The organism is Kitasatospora sp. Ki12 (assembly GCF_054601375.1).
Genome location: NZ_BAAIHT010000003.1, coordinates 1402636 through 1419492 on the forward strand (window position 1 = coordinate 1402636; position 16857 = coordinate 1419492).

Here is a 16857-nt window from a genome sequence, read left to right on the forward strand (position 1 = left end):
ACATCGGCTGATCCGACAGTCTGACCTTCGGCCCCCGCACCCTAGCGCGATCAGCGCGGGTGCGGGGGCCGAATCGTTCACTCTCTGCGGTGGACCGGGCACCTCCGGTACTCCTGTGCGGCAGGAGGGATGTGTCCTTGATCTTCAACCGGCTCCGCACCCGCAGAACCACGGCCGCCGCCCCGACCGGCGGCTGCCCGTACGGCCACGGCCACGCGCACGCACCGGGCGCGTTCCCGCAGACCGTTCCGCCGCCCCGGCCGCAACCGCAGCAACCGGACGCGCCACGGCAGCCGGACGCGCCACAGTCGCAGCAACCGACCGCGCCGCAGCCACCGGACGCGCAGCTGCCCGACCCGCACCGGCCGTCCGCGCCACCGCCGTTCACCGACCCGGACCAGGCCGCCGACTTCATCCGGCGGTTCCACCACGAGCAGCCCGCCGCCGGGAGCCCGGCACCGCGGCTGCGCGCCGTCCTCGACGAGATCGACCGCACCGGCAGCTACCGGCACACCCCCGCCGAACTCACCTACGGCGCCAAGCTCGCCTGGCGCAACGCCGCCCGCTGCATCGGCCGGCTGTACTGGCGCAGCCTGGTCGTCCGCGACCTGCGCCACCTGACCTCCGCCGACGACATCGCCGCCGAGTGCTTCGAGCACCTGCGGCAGGCGGGCAACGACGGGCGGATCCGCCCGGTGGTCTCGGTGTTCGCCCCCGACCGCCCGGGCCGCCCGGCCCCCCGGATCCTCAACCAGCAGCTGGTCCGCTACGCCGGCCACCGCACCGAGAACGGCACCGTCGGCGACCCGGCCGGCGCCGCGCTCGCCGAACGGGCCCGCGAGCTGGGGTGGAAGTGCGCCGAGGACCGCTTCGAGGTCCTGCCGCTGCTCGTCCAGGAGCGCCCGGGCGAGCGCCCCGCCTGGTACGAACTGCCCGACGACAGCACGCTGGAGGTGCCGCTCAGCCACCCCGAGCACGACTGGTTCGCCGACCTCGGGCTGCGCTGGTACGCGGTGCCGGCGATCAGCGACATGACGCTGGAGATCGGCGGCGTCCGCTACCCGACCGCCCCGTTCAACGGCTGGTACATGGGCACCGAGATCGGCGCCCGCAACCTCGCCGACGCCGACCGCTACGACATGCTCGGCACCGTCGCCGAGCGGCTGGGCCTGGACACCTCCAGCGACCGCACGCTCTGGCGCGACCGCGCGCTGATCGAGCTCAACATCGCGGTCCTGCACTCCTTCCAGGAGGCCGGGGTGACCATCGCCGACCACCACACCGAGTCGGAGCGCTTCCTCAAGCACGTGGCCCAGGAGGAGCGGCTCGGCCGGCCGACCCCGACGGACTGGAGCTGGATCGTGCCCCCGGTCTCGGGCGGGCTGACGCCCGTCTACCACCGGTACTACGACCCGGTCGACCCGGCCCTCCGCCCGGCCTTCGTCCCGCGCGAGGCCTGGTAGCGGCACCCCGCCACACCGAGGCCGCCCGTACGGGCCCTGCCGTACGGCGCGGGAGGTGCTGCCGTCAGGGCCGGGCCGGGAGGCGGGCGAAGCGCAGGGCGAGGCCGTCGAGCAGCGCCTCCAGGCCGGTCTCGAAGGCGCCCTCGTCGACCGACCCGCGGTGCCCGGCCAGCCGGTGCGCCTCGCCGAGGTGCGGGTAGTCGGCCGCGTCGTAGACCTCGGCGTCCGCCGGGAAGCCGGCCGCGAAGGAGGCCAGCGCGGAGCCGGTGACGAAGTAGCGCATCAGCGCGCCGATCCTGGTCGCCTGGCCGCGCGGCCAGCCGGCCTCGACCAGGTGGCCGAAGACGGCGTCGGCCAGGCGCAGCGCGTTGGGCCGCCGGCCCGGGCCCTGGGCGAGGACCGGGACGATGTTGGGGTGGGCGGCCAGCGCGGCGCGGTAGGAGCGGGCCCAGTCGCGCAGCGCCTCCGGCCAGCGGGTCCCGTCGGCTCCGGCCTCCCGCTCGGCTCCGGCTTCCCCGTCGGCTCCGGCCTCCCGCTCGGCTCCGGCTTCCCGCTCGGCGGTGGCGAACATCGACAGGTCGACTTCGCCGATGACGCTGTCCACCACCGCGTCCAGCAGCTCGTCCTTGGTGGCGAAGTGGTTGTAGAGCGAGGGCCCGCTGACCGACAGCTCGGTGGCGAGGCGGCGGGTGGAGAGGGCGTCCAGCCCCTCCTCGTCGATCAGCCGCAGAGCGGCCGCGACGATGCGCTCGCGGCTGAGCAGCGGGGTGCGTGGGCGGGCCATCGTGGCGTCTTCCTCCGGTCGGGTGGGTGAGGACCGATTCTGTCAGGCGCCTCTTCCCAGCACGGGCCGGTCGGGGCTACAGTCCCACCATAAAACTTGCAGCGCTAGTTTATTGCCCGCGCTGATCTCTTGGTGAGGAGCCGCCGTGAACCTGGAGTTGTCCGAGGAGCAGAGCGCCGTCCGGGACCTCGCGGCCTCCTTCACCGACCGCGAGATCGTGCCGTACGCCGCCGAGTGGGACCGCGCCGAGTCCGTGGACCGCGCGATCATCGGCAAACTGGCGAAGGTCGGCTTCCTCGGCCTGACCATCCCCGAGGAGTACGGCGGCAGCGGCGGCGACCACCTCGCGTACTGCCTGGTGCTGGAGGAGCTGGGGCGCGGCGACTCCGCCGTGCGCGGGATCGTCTCGGTCTCGCTCGGCCTGGTCGCCAAGTCGGTCAACGGCTTCGGCACCGAGGAGCAGAAGCGGCACTGGCTGCCCCGGCTCACCTCCGGCGAGGCGCTCGCCTGCTTCGCGCTGACCGAGCCCGGCACCGGCTCGGACGCCGCCAACCTCACCACCCGCGCGGTGCGGGACGGCTCGGACTGGCTGATCAGCGGCGCCAAGATGTTCATCACCAACGGCACCTGGGCCGACGTCGCCCTGGTCTTCGCCCGCACCGGCGGCAGCGAGCCCGAGCAGCGCGGCCACCGGGGCATCACCGCCTTCCTGGTCCCCACCGACCTGCCCGGCTTCACCCGCACCGAGGTCCACGGCAAGCTCGGCCTGCGCGGCCAGGCCACCGCCGAACTCTCCTTCGAGGACGTCCGGGTGCCGGACAGCGCCCGGCTCGGCGAGGTCGGCAAGGGCTTCACGGTGGCGATGGCCGCGCTGGCCAAGGGCCGGATGTCGGTCGCGGCCGGCTGCGTGGGCATCGCCCGGGCCTGCCTGGAGGCCGCCGTCCGCTACGCGGGCGAGCGCGAGCAGTTCGGCCGCCCGATCGCCTCGCACCAGCTCGTCCAGGAACTGCTGGCCGGCATCGCCGTGGACGTCGAGGCGGCCCGGCTGCTCACCTGGAAGGTCGCCGACCACATCGAGCGCGGCCTGCCGTTCGCCACCGAGTCCTCCGTCGCCAAGCTCTACGCGAGCGAGGCCGCCGTCCGGGCCGCCAACAACGCGCTCCAGGTGTTCGGCGGGTACGGGTTCATCGACGAGTACCCGGTCGGCAAGTACCTGCGCGACGCGCGGGTGATGACCCTCTACGAGGGCACCAGCCAGATCCACCAGCTGCTCATCGGACGCGCCCTCACCGGCGTCAACGCCTTCTGACCCACCCCATCGGTACTGACCCGCCCATCGACAAGGAGCCCGACGACGTGCGTCCCGTCTACTTCGCCGCAGCCCGCCGCACCCCGATCGGCCGACTGCGCGGAGCGCTCGCCACGGTCCGCCCGGACGACCTCTCGGCCACCGTGCTGCGCGCCCTGCTCGCCGACGTACCCGCCCTCGACCCGGCCCGGATCGACGACGTCTACTGGGGCGCCGCCAACCAGGCCGGCGAGGACAACCGCAACGCCGCCCGGATGGCCGTCCTGCTGGCCGGCCTGCCGGAGACCGTCCCCGGAGCCACCGTCAACCGGCTCTGCGCCTCCGGCCTGGAGGCCGTCACCCTCGCCGCCCGGGCCATCGGCTCCGGCGAGGCCGACGTGGTGCTGGCCGGCGGCTGCGAGTCGATGACCCGCGCCCCCTTCGTCCTCCCCCGCCCCGACGAGGCGCTGCCGCACCGGATGGAGACCTACGACACCCGGCTCGGCTGGCGGCTCACCAACCCCCGGATGGCCGAACTGCACGGCGTGCTCAGCATGGGCGAGACCGCCGAGGAGGTGGCCGGCCGGTACGGCATCACCCGGGAGCGCCAGGACGCCTTCGCGCTGCGCAGCCACCAGCGGGCCGCCGCCGCCCGCAAGGACGGGCACTTCGACGCCGAGCTGGTCCCGGTCGAGCGGCCGGACGGCGTGACCGTCGGCCAGGACGAGAGCATCCGCGAGGACACCAGCCTGGCGAAGCTCTCCGGGCTCAAGCCGGTCTTCCGCCCCGGGGGCACCGTCACCGCCGGCAACGCCTCGCCGATGAACGACGGCGCGGCCGGCCTGGTCCTGGTCAGCGAGGAGGCACTGCGCGACCTCGGGCTCCAGCCGCTCGGCCGGTACGTGGCGGGCGCCTCGGCCGGGGTGCACCCGGACGTCATGGGCATCGGCCCGGTGCCGGCCACGGCGAAGGTGCTCGGCCGGGCCGGCTGGTCGCTCGCCGACCTGGACACCGCCGAGCTCAACGAGGCCTTCGCCGCCCAGGCGCTGGCCTCCGCCGACGGGATCGGGTTCGAGCCCGAGCGGGCCGACGAGCTGGTCAACCCCAGCGGCGGGGCGATCGCCCTCGGCCACCCGCTGGGCGGCTCCGGCGCCCGCATCCTCACCACCCTGCTGCACCGGATGCGCCGCACCGGCGCCCGGCGTGGCCTGGCCACCATGTGCGTGGGCGTGGGGCAGGGTACGGCCGTACTGGTCGAGAACGTCTGAGACACCCGCAGGATCCGACACCTCTGAGGGAGTCCCCGGTGGGGAGCCCTCCAGTGTTCGAATGTTCACGTGTTCGAAGGAGATGAGATGGCCCGTTTCACCGGGAAGGTCGCCGTGGTGACCGGCGCGGCGCAGGGCATCGGGGCGGCCACCGCCCGTCTGCTGGCGGAGGAGGGCGCGGCGGTCGCCGTGGTCGACCTCAGCGCCGAACGGGCGGCCGGGACGGTCGCCGAGATCACCGCCAAGGGCGGCACCGCCCGGGCGTACGGCTGCGACGTGGCCGACTACGACGCCGTCGAGGCGGTCTTCGCACAGGTCGCGGGGGACTTCGGCGGGGTGCACATCCTGGTCAACAACGCCGGGATCACCCGGGACAACCTGTTCTTCAAGATGCCCAAGGCCGACTGGGACGCGGTGCTGACGGTCAACCTGACCAGCGCGTACAACTGCAGCCACGTCGCGCAGAAGTACATGGTGGCGCAGAAGTACGGGAAGATCGTCTCGCTCAGCTCGCGCTCGGCCCTCGGCAACCGGGGCCAGGCCAACTACGCGGCCGCCAAGGCCGGCATCCAGGGCCTCACCGCGACCCTGGCGATCGAGCTCGGCCCGTTCAACGTCAACGTCAACGCCGTCGCTCCCGGGTACATCGCCACCGCGATGACCGCGGCCACCGCCGAGCGGGTCGGCAGCTCGGCCGAGGAGCACCAGACCGAGGTCGCCGCCCGGACGCCGCTGCGCCGGGTCGGGCAGCCGGAGGAGGTCGCGTCGGTGGTCGCCTTCCTGGCGAGCGAGGACGCCTCGTACGTCAGCGGCCAGACGCTGTACGTCAACGGCGGCGCCCGATAGTAGGCAAGAGCGATGAACAGTGGATACTCTTGATATTCATTGAATATCACTGACGTGCCGCCACGAGGCCGTCCCAGGTGCGCAGTTACTTTCACCAGGGACGGCCTTTACCTTTTTTCGTGGCCGAACATGACCATGGCCATGATCATATGACCCCACCAATGGACTATGGCACGATCCTGCGGCTCTCGATGGGATGGCCCAACCGACCCGACCGGACCTGGTCGGGCCCTGCGTCCCAAGGAGTTCCATGGGCAGCCCCGCTTCCCTCCGTCGCGCCCTGGCTCTGCTCGCCGTCGGGGCCACCGCCCTCACGGCCGGCACCGTCGCCGTACCGGCCGTCGGCACCGCGACCGCCGCCCCCTCGCACGACCTCGCGGGCGTCCACGTCCGCCCCGCCTCCTTCGGGCACCACAACGTCCAGGCGCGGCCGGCCCCGCTGACCACCACCCAGTGCGTCAGCCAGATCGGCATCCACTGCTACTCGCCGCTCCAGTACCGCGAGGCCTACAACCTCAACCCGCTGTACGCGCAGGGCGTCACGGGCAAGGGCCGCACGATCGTCATCGTCGACTCCTTCGGCTCGCCGACCATCCAGCACGACCTGGAGGTCTTCGACAAGCAGTGGGGCATCCCGGACACCAACGTCGAGGTGGTCAAGTGGGGCAACGTCCCCGTCTTCGACCCGAAGAACCCCGACCACACCGGCTGGGCCGGTGAGACCACCCTGGACGTCGAGTACGCCCACGCGGTCGCCCCCGACGCCCACATCATCCTGGTCGAGACCGGCGTCGCCGAGACCGAGGGCACCACCGGCCTGCCCGAGATGATGGACGCCGAGAAGAGCCTCATCAAGCAGGGCCGCGGCGACGTCATCTCGCAGAGCTTCGGCGCCACCGAGAACACCTTCCCGGGCTTCGACAAGGGCGACTTCAAGTCGATCACCGACCTGCGCTACGCCTTCAAGGCCGCCGCCGACCGCAACGTCACCGTGCTGGCCGCCTCCGGCGACAACGGCGCCACCGACGCCAAGGAGAACGGCACCGACCTGTACCCGTTCAAGGTCAACTCCTGGCCGTCCTCGGACCCGCTGGTCACCTCCGTCGGCGGCACCCAGCTCACCCTGGACGACTCCGGCAAGCGCACCGCGGACGACAAGGTCTGGCACGACCAGTACGGCGCCGGCGGCGGTGGCGTCTCCGGCGTCTTCGAGCGCCCGCTGTACCAGACCGGCGTCGCCAACGTCACCGGCAACCACCGCGGCACGCCCGACATCAGCATGAGCGCGGCCGTCGACGGCGGGGCCTGGACCTACGAGTCCTACGACCCGACCGCGGTCGGCTGGCACCTCACCGGCGGCACCAGCGAGGCCACCCCGATCTTCTCGGGTGTCGTCGCGCTCGCCGACCAGCTCGCCGGCTACCGCCTCGGCCAGATCAACTGGCGCATGTACGGCCTCAGCCTGCTCCCGAGCCAGTGGAGCGGCATCAAGGACGTCAAGGAGGGCGACAACGGCTGGAACGGCGTCACCGGCTACAACGCCGCTCCGGGCTACGACCTCGCCAGCGGCCTGGGCACCATCGACGCGACCAAGTTCGTGCACGCGATCGCCGGTCGCTGATCGGGGTAGCAGCAGCTGATCGCTGACAAATGACAGCGGACAGATAACAGATTTCGAAATCTGTTATCTGTCCGCTGTTTTCTGTTTGCTGTTTTCCGTCAGTCGTCAGTTGTCAGCTGTCGTTCGTCGGCTGACGGCTGACGGCTGACGGCTGACGGCTGATAACCGTCGATTGTCAGCCGGTGGCGGCCAGTTGGGCGAGGTAGCGCTCGGCGGCGCGGAGCTTGCGGCCCTCGGGGCCCGGGAGGTAGGCGCGCAGCTCGATGATCTCCGGGGCGATGCGGATCGCCTCCGCCCGGTCGGTGATCGAGCGCCAGCAGGCCTCCGCGTTGGTGGCCGCCTGCTGGGTCTCCGGGTGGTCCGGGCCCTGGGAGCGGAGCAGCGTCAGGGCCACCTCGCGGTAGATGTCCGCGGCCTCGGCCGATCGGCCCGCCAGCCGGCACACGTGCGCCCGGACCTGGCGCACCTGGAGGACCGGCTCGGAGACCGCGCCGTGCTCGGCGATCGCCTCCAGCTCCAGGGCGAAGGCCAGGTCGGTCGCGGCGGCGTGGTCCCCGGCATCGGCGCTGCGGACGATCCGTCCGATGACCTCGCGGTAGTCGGCGCGGGGCGGGGCCGCCGCGGACGCGTCGTCGGCGGGGGCCTCGACAGCGGGGGCCTCCTCGACGGGGGCCTTGTCCTGCGGCACGGTGCCGGTGGGCAGCTCGGCGGTCGGCGCGTCCTCGGCGGTCAGCTCGGCGGTCGGCGCCTCGTCCGTGGGCAGCTCGGCGGTGGGCGCCTCGTCGGTGAACAGTTCGGCCGTCGGCGCCTCGTCGGCGGGAGCCTCGTCCGTCGGCCCGGCCCCGGCCGGGACCGCGTCCCGGGGCTCCTCCACGGCCTCGGCCGGCACCGCGTCCTCCACCTGCGGGAGTTCGGCCGCGGCCCCCGTCCCGGACTCGGGCTCGGCGTCCACGACCTCCGGCCGCTCCTTGAGGAGGGTGACACCCGCCGGGAACGCGCCGTCCTCGGGCACCGTGTCGGCGGGCGCGGTGTCGGCGGGCGCGGTGTCGGCCGGGGCCGGCTTGCGCAGGGTCACGCCCGGTGCCGCCTCGGGTGCGGTGGCCTCCACGACCTCGACGACCGCGCCGGGCTCGACCTGCTCGACGGCCTCGACCGACTCGACGGGCTCCGCGGACCCGCCCGCCTTCAGCAGGCTGACCGGGCGGGCCGGTCGGGGCGGGGTGGGCGGTACGCCCGGCTTGACCAGGCTCACCGGTCCGCCGGCGGGGGTCACCGGGGTGACGGGCGGGGCCTGCACCGGCCGCGCGACGAGGTCGTCCTGCGGCTGCCCCGGACGCGGCACCAGCGGCACCGGGTACGGCGGGGCCTCCACGGCCACCGCGTCCGTGAACGGCGCCGCCTCCGCGAACGGCGCGGCGTCCGTGAACGGCACCGGGTCCGCGAACGGCGCCGCCTCCGTCACCGGCGGCAGGTCGGCCGTCGGGCCGTCGCCGCGCCGCGCGGTGTTGCGGAAGAACGGGCGGTCCGGGGCGTGCGTGGCCAGGATGACGACGTCCGGCCGCAGCACCGAGTACACCTGCTGCCGCAGTTGCTCGGGCGCGAGCACCTCGCCGGCGCCGGGCCGGCCGCCGTGCAGCGCCTCGATCAGGGCGCGGGTGAAGGTGCCGATCTGCTCCGGGTCCGGGCTGACGACCGCCCACAGCGGGATGCCCTCGCTGAGCGGCGAGACGGTGCCCTGGAGGTACGGCCAGGCGTTCTGGTCGGCGCTCAGGTCGGCGATGACGAGGGTCTGCCACTCGGCCGGGCGGTGGGCGAGCTCGGCGGCGACGGCCTGCCAGGGCAGGCCGTCCTGCTTGGCGTCGCGCAGGGTCAACTGGAGCTGGCCGCCGCGCTTGTCGGCGACCACGTGGCCGCCCACGTGCACCAGCAGCGGTCCGGGGTGCCGGGAGGCGGCGCGCAGGTGGGCGAGGACGGTGTGCGTGTCGCTGGCGCCGGGGAGGTGGACGGCGTCCACCGCGTCGGCGGCGAGCAGCACCTGCGGCGAGACGGCGGCGAGCATCGCCGAGAGCACCGGAGCCTGGGTCGGGCCGCCCCGGCCCCAGGTGCGGCGGCCGGAGTTGCCGTAGCCGCCCTCGATCACCAGGATCCGTCCGCGCGGTGCGGCGCCGAGCCCGCCCGTCCCGGAGGCGGCCGCCCCCGGTGCGCCGCCGGGTGCGCCACCCGGCACCCCGCCCGCGGCAGGGAACGGCGGCGGCGTGGCCGAGGAGGCCGGGCCCGCGGCGGGCAGGCCGGTGAGGGTCCATCCGGTCTGCGGGGCGGGGAAGGCCACGGCAGGCGGCGCGAGCGGACGCTCCGGCAGGGCGGCGGGCGCCGTCACGGCCGGGGGCGCGGGCGGCGGCTCGTAGAGCGCGGCGGGCCCGGGCGGGTGCTCCTCGGCCGGGAGGCGCGGGGGCGGCGGTACGGCGTCCCAGGGGCCCGAATCCGATGCCGGGTCTGGGCCTCCGGAAACCGCTGTCGTCTCCGCCATCTCCTGGTCACCGCCCCGCCCCGCCGCTCCCGCGGCGTCTGATGCCCTTGACTGCGTGGCGTCTGCCACCACACTCCGTGCGCGCCACCCTACGAGATCCCGGCGCACCCGATCCAGGCCGGGTCTCCGATCGGCGCGCCACGCCGCTCGCGGTGCCCGCTATCGTGCCGTCATGACGGGTACCGACCGCCCCTTGCTCTTCCTCGACGTCGACGGGCCGCTCATCCCCTTCGGTGCCCCTCCCCCGGGCGGCTACCCCACCTTTCGCAGCCCGTACGGCTCCGGCGCGGTGCCGGGCGGGAACCCGTTGGTGGCCCGGGTCGACCCGGCGCTGGGGCCGCGGCTGCTGGGCCTGGCGTGCGAGCCGGTGTGGGCGACCACCTGGCTGGAGGACGCCAACGAGTGCCTCGCGCCGTGGCTCGGGCTGCCGCAACTGCCCGTCGTGCCATGGCCTCTGGCGGAGGACGACGAAGCGCGGGACGATGCGGCGGGCGGCGTGCACTGGAAGACCCGGACGCTGGTCACCTGGGCGGCCGGCCGCCCGTTCGTCTGGGTGGACGACGAGATCGGTGAGGCGGACCGCCGGTGGGTGGCGGCGCACTCCCCCGCCCGCGCCCTGCTGCACCGGGTCGATCCCCGATACGGCCTCACCGAGGCGGACTTCACCGCCCTGGAGGCCTGGCTGCCGCGCACCGGCTGACCACCGGGCCGGGCACGAACCGCCCGACCGGCCACCGGGTCAGGGAGAGGCGGTCGCGAGGCGGGCCGCGGCGTCCGCGATGAACGCCGTGACCGAGGCCTCGAACTCCCCCTCCCGCGCCGCGAGTTCGTCCCGGTCGGCGGCGCCGCGCAGCGCCCCCGCACTGGCGAACGCGGCGTCGGCCAGCGGCTCGGGCCGGCCGGACACCAACAGCAGCCGGAACCTCGCCGTCTCGGCCAGCGCGCCCAGCCGGTCGGCCTCGGCCAGCGCCGGTTCGTGGGCCACCGGATCCGACCGGCGCAGCCATCCGGCGACGACCGCCCGCTTGAGCTCGGTCACGGCCGCGGCGAACCCGCTGTACGCGGCCAGCCGTTCCTGGCGCAGCAGTTCCTGGCGCGCCCTCGCCTCGGCCCGTACGGCGGCGCGCTGCTGGAGGAGGTGGGTGCCGAGGGAGCCCAGCAGCGCACCGGCGACGGCGAGCAGCGTCCCGAGCACCGCGCTCATCGGTCTCCGCCCTCCCTCCGTACCCTCGAACTCCCCGTCACCCTCCCCGCCTTGCCGGAGCCCGCTCAGGAGCCGGCCAGCAGGTCCCTCAGCAGGGCGACGGTGTCGGCGTCGAGGTCGCGGCCGGTGCGGCGGCTGAGGGCGTCCAGCCGGTTGACGGCGCGCAGGAGCTGGTCGCGGGCGCCGGCCGAGGCGTAGGCGTAGAACAGGTCCCGGTGCAGGAGTTCGACGTCCGGGGCGACGGCGAGGCCGCGGAAGACGGCCGCCTCGGCGCTGCGGTGGTCGCCGTACTGCAGGCGGCGGGCGGCCAGTTCGTGTGCGGTGTCGACGATCGCCGCGATCATGTCCTGGCGCTCGGCCTCGGCCCAGCCGTACGAGGCGGGCGGGGCCTCGGCGAACGGGGCGCCGCGGACCAGGGCGAGCGCGTGGGCCAGGGCGGCGTCGGCGGTCGCGCTGGTGCTGCGCATGCCGCGCCGGTAGAGGCCGCGGAACTCGTCCCAGTCGCAGGTGACCGCCGGGGAGAACGAGTAGCCGTCGGTGGTGTCGGTCGGCAGGAAGGCGCGGCCCTCGGCTGAGGTGCCGAACCAGGCGGCCAGGTCGGCGAGTTTGTCCGGCAGCGGGCTCTTGGCCTCGGCGGCGGGGTGCGGGTCGAGGTGCGCGGCGCCGGGGTGCAGGTCCTGGTCGAGGGCGTGGTGGTCGGAGCCCGGGCGCAGCGACAGGTAGACGGCGAGTTCGGTGAGCCGGGGCAGCGCGCCGGGTTCGGCGGTGCCGAGGACGCCCGCGACGTCCACCGGGCCGAGCAGCCGGATCCGGGGGGCGTTGCGCGGGGCGTGCGCCTCCGGGGAGCGGAGGATGGCGAGCAGGTCGTCGCTGTCGCTGCGGCCGGACGTGGTCAGGGCGACGGGGGCCACCTGGGCGACGGCGGCGGGGCCCGGCTCGACGGCCGCCCCGGGAGCGGTCTCGGGGGCGGTCTCGAGGGCGCCGGGGTCCCCAGTCTCCACCGCCTCGGCCGTGGTTCCGGTCCCGGCCCCGGCCCTCGAGCCGGGCACGGGCTCGGGGGCCGGCTCCGGCTCCTCGACGGGCGCGGCGGGTAGGGCGGGCACGACCGGAACGACCGGCTGGACCGCGAGGACGACCGTCGCCTCGGCCGTGCCGACGGCCTCATCCGTCGGATCGGCGGCGGCGACGACGGCCTCGGCAGCGCCCTCGTCACCGGTCCCGCCGAAGGGCGGCTCGGCCTCGGGCCCGCCCGGCCGGCGCAGGTCGCGGGTGGTCTCGTCGCCCGCCGCCTGCCGCCCCTGCCCGTTGACCGCGAACCGCGCCGGGCCCGGCGGAATGGCCGCCGGACCGGGCGGAACCGGAGCCGGGGTCGAAGTCGGAACCGGGGCGGGGGTGGGCGTCACCGGGTCGGTGCCCGCGAACGGGCTGGCGCCGGTGCCGATGACCCGGGCCAACAGGCGCGGACCCGCCGCGGTGTCGGTACCGCGCTCCGCCGTACCGCCGGAGGCCTCACCAGAGGCCCCGCCGGAAGCCCCGACGGCGGCCAGCACCGGTACGGCCACGGGCAGTTCGGTGGTGTCGGTGTCCTCGTCGTCCGGCCCGTCCAGGGTCCACGCCGGGGCGGGGTGCTGGGTGGTGTCGTCGGCGACCCGGAGCAGCTCGGCGACCTGCTCGTACTGGTGCCCGCTGAGCCGCTGCAGCTCGACGGTGAGGTGCAGGCCCGGGATGGCGGCCTGGCCGGAGGTCGGCAGGGTCCAGCGGGCGACCGGCCCGGTGCCGCGCTCGGGGGCGAGGGTGATGACGGCGACGCAGGTGCGCGGTCGGCCGTCGAGCAGCCGGCCGAGTTCGGCGGGGACCCCGCCGCCGGGCTGCTGGGCGCAGAGCACGATCTCGGGGATCCACGACTCATCGGCCTGGCCCCGGCTGCGGGCGTCGCGCGGGCTGGTGGCCTCGGCGGCGACCAGGGTGGCGCGGGCCTTGGCGGTGCGCGGCCCGACGGCGGCGAGCGCGTCCTCCAGGGTGGCGTGGCGGTGGACGCGCTCGGCGGCCGGGCCGCTGATCGGCACCTCCTCGGCGAGGTCGACCAGGTGCAGGTGGAGCCGGTCGGCGAGCGGGCTGTGGGCGAGCTCGACGGCGAGGGTGCGCAGCACGTCGCGGGCGTCGTCCGGGTGGCCGGAGAGGTGGAGCAGCCGGACGGCCTCCAGGTCGGCGAGGACCACCGAGCCGTCGGGCGAGGTGCCGAGGGTGACCAGCGCGGGGTATGGCGCGGCGGTCTTGCGGGCCTGCGCGGGGCTGAGCATCTCGCTGGAGTCGGGGCCGCACCACCAGACGTTGGCGGCGTGCGCGGCCCGGAACGGCGCGATCGGGGTGGCCGGGCCGGACAGGTGCAGTTCGACGGTGTGCCCGGGGGTGATCCGGGCGGCGACGATGGCGGGCAGCCGCTTGCCGCCGCGCACGGTGTTGCGGGCGAGGGTGCGCAGGGCGCGGTCCAGCAGGTCCAGTCCGGCCTGGTCCTGCCGGGCCATCAGCTCGTTCTCGAAGGCGGCGGCCTCGGCGCCGGGCATCGCGATGCGGTGCCGGGGGCGGCGGGCGCGCTGCTGGGTGCCGCGCTTGTGGGCGACGGTGCCGACCATGACGGCGGCGAGCAGGACGCCGACGGTGGAGGCGGTGAGGGCGATGGAGTAGTCGTCGCTGGGGGCCCGGCTGACGTGCGCGGCGGGGGCGGGCGCGTGGGTGGGCGCCTGCGCCGGGGCCGACTGCGGTGCGCCCTGCGACGGCGCGGGGGCGGGCGCCTGGGTCGCCGGCGCGGGAGTCGCTCCAGGAGCCGGCGCGGGAGCAGGAGCGGGCGCCGGAGCAGGGTCCGGGGCAGGAGCAGGAGCAGGCGCGGGAGCCGGCGCGGGAGCCGGCGTTGCGGCCGCCCCCGGCACGGCGAGCACCATCCCCGGCACCACCACGTCCGGGTTCGTCAGCCGTTCCCCGTCCGGCGCCTGCACCCCCTTGTTCGCCTCGAACAGCTTCGGCCACTCCTCCCCGTCCCCCAACTCCCGCTGGGCGATGGCCGACAGGCTGTCCCCGGCCTGGACGGTGACGGTCCGCTGCCCGCCCGTACCCGCGCCCGGTTCCGTCCCGGCCTGCGGCGAGGTCCCCTGCGGAGTCCCCTGCGGCGCGCTCTGGGCCGCATCACCCGCCGGCGCGGGGGCCGGCGCGGGCGCGGGGCTCTTCGCCTCGTCCGGCTTGGCGTCGGCGGGCATCAGCAGGTCCCACCCGGGCTGGATCGGCCGCTCGGCGTCGAAGCGGTTGCCCGAATCGTCCATCACCCGGCCGTCGTTGAGCTTGGCGATCTCCACCCACCGTTCGCCCGAGCCCAGTTGGCGCTCGGCGATGGACCACAGGCTGTCGGCGGGCCGGCTGTCCCGCACCGTGTACGTGGGCTGCTGCTCGGCGGCGGGCGCCAGGGCGGGCGCGGACTGCGCCGCGGGCAGCGCGGCACGCTGCACGCCCGGGGTCAACTGCGCCTGGGCGGCCGGAGAGTGGGCGAGTTCGGGCACGGCCGCGAAGGCCGAGCCGGCCACCGGCAGCAGGGCGAGCACCGAGCCGACCAGCCCGGCCGCCATCCGCTGGCTCCAGCCGAAGGCCGGGATCCGGCGGGCGATCCGGCCGCGCAGCTGGGCGGGGATCTCCAACAGCACCGAGAGCGCGAAGCACCCCCAGGCGAGCCAGCCGACGATCACCAGCGCCCACAGGAACAGCCGTCCGTCGTCCGGGCTGCTGAGCGCCTCGCCCACGCCGCCGGGCGCGACCTCGCCCATCCCGGCGACCGCCTGGGTGCCGTACAGCAGCAGCGCGGGCACGCCGAGCAGCAGGACGAGCAGGGTGGCCAGCGCGGCGAGCGCGGTGAGCAGGGCACCGCCGCGGCCCCCGCCGCGTGGCGGTCGGGGCGCCGGGGCGGCGGGCCGTCGCCCGCCCCCGGCGGCTCGATGCGCGGCTCCGGCCCGGCCGTTGCGGGCCTGGGCGGTTCGGGCCTGGTCCTTGGCACGTGGCGCGGCCATCAGTCGGTCTCCGCTTTCTCGACTCCGTGGACGAGGGTCGCACTGCCCTTGCCCGTTACCTTCCGCTCCCCGAGGGCGCCCAGCAGGACCGGCCGGTAGTCGGCCTGCACGGTGACCGTGACGACCTTGCGGTCACCGGAGAACGTGATGTCGCCCGCCTTCAGGCCGTAGAGGCCCAGGTAGGCGTCGGCGGCGTCCCGGACGTACTTCTCGTCGACCTTGAAGCCCGCCCCCTGCAGGACGGCGGCCTGGTCGAGCTGCTGGCCGCCGACCCGCGCGGCCTCCTGGGCGTAGGCGTCGGTGCGCTCGGCGACCCGCAGTCGGCCGCCGGCGTCGATCACCAGGGCGATGACGAGCACCACGTAGGCCGCGCAGATCGCGACGAAGAGGGCCACCGCGCCCCGGTCCGACCGGCGCGCCCGCGCCCGTCGCCGCGGACGGTTCGGCGGCGGACGATCCGGCAGCAGACGGCTCAGCACCCGCATCCCCTCCCCCCGATCCTCACCCTGCTCTCCCCACCGGCCCCCACCGGGCGCCACTCGGTACCGTTGCGTCATCCCCCGAGCGCTCTCCGCTTGCGTCTCCCCCGCGCGGGCCGCCTCCAACCCCCCGTTTTCCCGGTGGCGGCGGCACGCGCGGTCAGGTGCCCCGGTAACGGTCCACCACCGAGGTGAACTCGCCGACGAGATGCTTCGTCAGGGGCACGCCGGACGGCCCGCCGAGCAGGTCGGCCAGTTCGACGTCGCAGACCACCGTGACCGTGACGGTGGCGACCGGTCCGCCCGGCAGGTCCAGTTCGCCCTTCACCACCCGGACGTCGTCGTTCCGGCACGACACGCCCTGCTGGCGCAGCGTCGCGTAGGCGGAGTCCTTGGCCGGCCGGTCCATCCCGTCCACGCTGCGCTGCAGCGAGGCGGTGCGGGCCGCGGCGCGGGCGGCGGCCTCGACACCGCCCGCCGAGGTCTGCACCCGCCCGGCGGCGATGGCCACCAGGACCAGCCCGACCACGGACGGCACCACGATCGCCGCCTCGATCGCGATCCCGCCCCGGTCCCGCCGCCGCCGCCGGGGGCGCCACCGGCGCGGTGCCGGGATCCCCCGCCTCACGGTTTCACCGCCGGCGGGACGAAGCGCTCCCGCGGCGCCTCGGCGAACTGCGTGATGACGGGCGCCGAGAGCCCGGGGATCAGCAGCGGCGGCCGCAGCTGCACGGTGACCCGGATGGTGTCGGCCGTGCTGCCGTCGGTGCGCACCGTGTAGTCGTGCGCGCCCTGCCGGTCCAGGAAGTCCCGGGCCTGGCGCTGCGCCGCCTGGTTCTTCACCTCGTCCGTCGCGTTGCCCTGCACCCGTCCGGCGTCCACGCCCTCGCGGGCGGCGCTGAGCGCGACCTGCCGGTCGTACCACCACAGCGCGGCCTGGACGACCAGCAGCAGGAGCAGCAGGACGACCGGGAAGACGATGGCGAGACTGATGCTCATCGACCCCCGGTCGTTCCGGCGGCGGAGAGGACGGCGCATCACTTGGTGGCGCCGCCCGCGCCCGCGCCGCCCGGCATGTTCGGGTCCTGCTGCACCTTCTGGACGACCTTGTCCTTCAGCAGGTACAGCGCGGTCGCCACCGCGCCCGCGACGAACACCAACGCGATGATGGCGAGGGCGAGTTCGATGCTGATCGCGCCGCGGTCGCCGCGGGCGCGGGCGGCCCGCAGCCGGCCGAGCCGCAGCGTGAACAGCAGCAGGGCGAACTGCACCGGCAGCAGGGCCGGCCTCAGCACCCGGCCGGCCAGGTGGGCGAGTCGTTCGGTCAT

General features: G+C 75.1%; 14 protein-coding genes. 6 read left to right on the forward strand and 8 right to left on the reverse strand.

Going from position 1 to position 16857, the window contains the following annotated elements; all coding sequences use genetic code 11:
- Positions 1–347 precede the first annotated feature (347 nt).
- Entirely contained in the window at positions 348–1463 is a 1116-nt protein-coding gene (locus ACYP53_RS36760) for a nitric oxide synthase oxygenase (RefSeq protein WP_459650963.1), read from the forward strand.
- A 64-nt stretch (positions 1464–1527) separates the two neighbouring features.
- On the opposite strand, the gene ACYP53_RS36765 is transcribed toward ACYP53_RS36760, so the two are convergent.
- Positions 1528–2247 (reverse strand): TetR/AcrR family transcriptional regulator, encoded by a 720-nt coding sequence (locus ACYP53_RS36765; protein ID WP_459650603.1) that lies wholly within the window; start codon positions 2245–2247, stop codon positions 1528–1530.
- A 145-nt stretch (positions 2248–2392) separates the two neighbouring features.
- Between ACYP53_RS36765 and ACYP53_RS36770 the strand changes: the two genes are divergently transcribed.
- The 4 genes from ACYP53_RS36770 to ACYP53_RS36785 all read left to right on the forward strand — a co-directional run bounded on the left by ACYP53_RS36770 (position 2393) and on the right by ACYP53_RS36785 (position 7270).
- The gene (locus tag ACYP53_RS36770; protein ID WP_189913680.1) at positions 2393–3556 is read left to right on the forward strand and encodes an acyl-CoA dehydrogenase family protein; all 1164 of its coding nucleotides are present in this window, start codon (positions 2393–2395) and stop codon (positions 3554–3556) included.
- A gap of 47 nt (positions 3557–3603) precedes the next feature.
- A complete protein-coding gene (locus tag ACYP53_RS36775) occupies positions 3604–4803 on the forward strand; it encodes a thiolase family protein (RefSeq protein ID WP_189913681.1) in 1200 nt (399 codons plus the stop codon).
- Between the two features lie 87 nt (positions 4804–4890).
- Positions 4891–5649 carry a 3-oxoacyl-ACP reductase FabG gene (gene fabG, locus ACYP53_RS36780; protein ID WP_189913682.1) on the forward strand — a complete coding sequence of 253 codons (759 nt, stop codon included), beginning with the start codon at positions 4891–4893 and terminating at the stop codon, positions 5647–5649.
- A gap of 250 nt (positions 5650–5899) precedes the next feature.
- Positions 5900–7270: a S53 family peptidase gene (locus ACYP53_RS36785; RefSeq protein ID WP_189913683.1), complete on the forward strand. Its 1371-nt coding sequence runs from the start codon at positions 5900–5902 to the stop codon at positions 7268–7270.
- 175 nt (positions 7271–7445) lie between these two features.
- On the opposite strand, the gene ACYP53_RS36790 is transcribed toward ACYP53_RS36785, so the two are convergent.
- Positions 7446–9797: a hypothetical protein gene (locus tag ACYP53_RS36790; protein WP_459650604.1), complete on the reverse strand. Its 2352-nt coding sequence runs from the start codon at positions 9795–9797 to the stop codon at positions 7446–7448.
- A gap of 172 nt (positions 9798–9969) precedes the next feature.
- Here ACYP53_RS36790 and ACYP53_RS36795 point away from each other — a divergent pair, with 172 nt between their 5' ends.
- Positions 9970–10497: an HAD domain-containing protein gene (locus tag ACYP53_RS36795; protein ID WP_459650605.1), complete on the forward strand. Its 528-nt coding sequence runs from the start codon at positions 9970–9972 to the stop codon at positions 10495–10497.
- A 39-nt stretch (positions 10498–10536) separates the two neighbouring features.
- Here ACYP53_RS36795 and ACYP53_RS36800 read toward each other — a convergent pair whose 3' ends face one another.
- From ACYP53_RS36800 to ACYP53_RS36825, 6 genes are all read right to left on the reverse strand, one after another.
- A complete protein-coding gene (locus tag ACYP53_RS36800; RefSeq protein WP_189913686.1) occupies positions 10537–11001 on the reverse strand; it encodes a hypothetical protein in 465 nt (154 codons plus the stop codon).
- Positions 11002–11066: 65 nt separating this feature from the next.
- A complete protein-coding gene (locus ACYP53_RS36805; protein ID WP_459650606.1) occupies positions 11067–15050 on the reverse strand; it encodes a LysM peptidoglycan-binding domain-containing protein in 3984 nt (1327 codons plus the stop codon).
- Positions 15050–15445 (reverse strand): hypothetical protein, encoded by a 396-nt coding sequence (locus ACYP53_RS36810; RefSeq protein WP_189913688.1) that lies wholly within the window; start codon positions 15443–15445, stop codon positions 15050–15052. Before ACYP53_RS36810 ends, ACYP53_RS36805 begins: the two co-directional genes overlap by 1 nt.
- A 244-nt stretch (positions 15446–15689) precedes the next feature.
- Positions 15690–16157, reverse strand: coding sequence for a pilus assembly protein (locus ACYP53_RS36815; RefSeq protein WP_459650607.1), 468 nt, complete (start codon positions 16155–16157; stop codon positions 15690–15692).
- On the reverse strand, positions 16154–16528 hold the full coding sequence (locus tag ACYP53_RS36820; RefSeq protein WP_229928287.1) for a TadE/TadG family type IV pilus assembly protein: 375 nt from the start codon (positions 16526–16528) through the stop codon (positions 16154–16156). Before ACYP53_RS36820 ends, ACYP53_RS36815 begins: the two co-directional genes overlap by 4 nt.
- A 38-nt stretch (positions 16529–16566) precedes the next feature.
- Positions 16567–16857: a hypothetical protein gene (locus tag ACYP53_RS36825; protein WP_189913691.1), complete on the reverse strand. Its 291-nt coding sequence runs from the start codon at positions 16855–16857 to the stop codon at positions 16567–16569.

Coding starts and splice junctions, on each gene's coding strand:
- ACYP53_RS36765 (WP_459650603.1), bottom strand. CDS start 2,247: ATGGCCCGCCCACGCACCCCGCTGCTCAGCCGCGAGCGCATCGTCGCG.
- fabG (WP_189913682.1), top strand. CDS start 4,891: ATGGCCCGTTTCACCGGGAAGGTCGCCGTGGTGACCGGCGCGGCGCAG.
- ACYP53_RS36785 (WP_189913683.1), top strand. CDS start 5,900: ATGGGCAGCCCCGCTTCCCTCCGTCGCGCCCTGGCTCTGCTCGCCGTC.
- ACYP53_RS36790 (WP_459650604.1), bottom strand. CDS start 9,797: ATGGCGGAGACGACAGCGGTTTCCGGAGGCCCAGACCCGGCATCGGAT.
- ACYP53_RS36795 (WP_459650605.1), top strand. CDS start 9,970: ATGACGGGTACCGACCGCCCCTTGCTCTTCCTCGACGTCGACGGGCCG.
- ACYP53_RS36800 (WP_189913686.1), bottom strand. CDS start 11,001: ATGAGCGCGGTGCTCGGGACGCTGCTCGCCGTCGCCGGTGCGCTGCTG.
- ACYP53_RS36805 (WP_459650606.1), bottom strand. CDS start 15,050: ATGGCCGCGCCACGTGCCAAGGACCAGGCCCGAACCGCCCAGGCCCGC.
- ACYP53_RS36820 (WP_229928287.1), bottom strand. CDS start 16,528: ATGAGCATCAGTCTCGCCATCGTCTTCCCGGTCGTCCTGCTGCTCCTG.
- ACYP53_RS36825 (WP_189913691.1), bottom strand. CDS start 16,857: ATGACCGAACGACTCGCCCACCTGGCCGGCCGGGTGCTGAGGCCGGCC.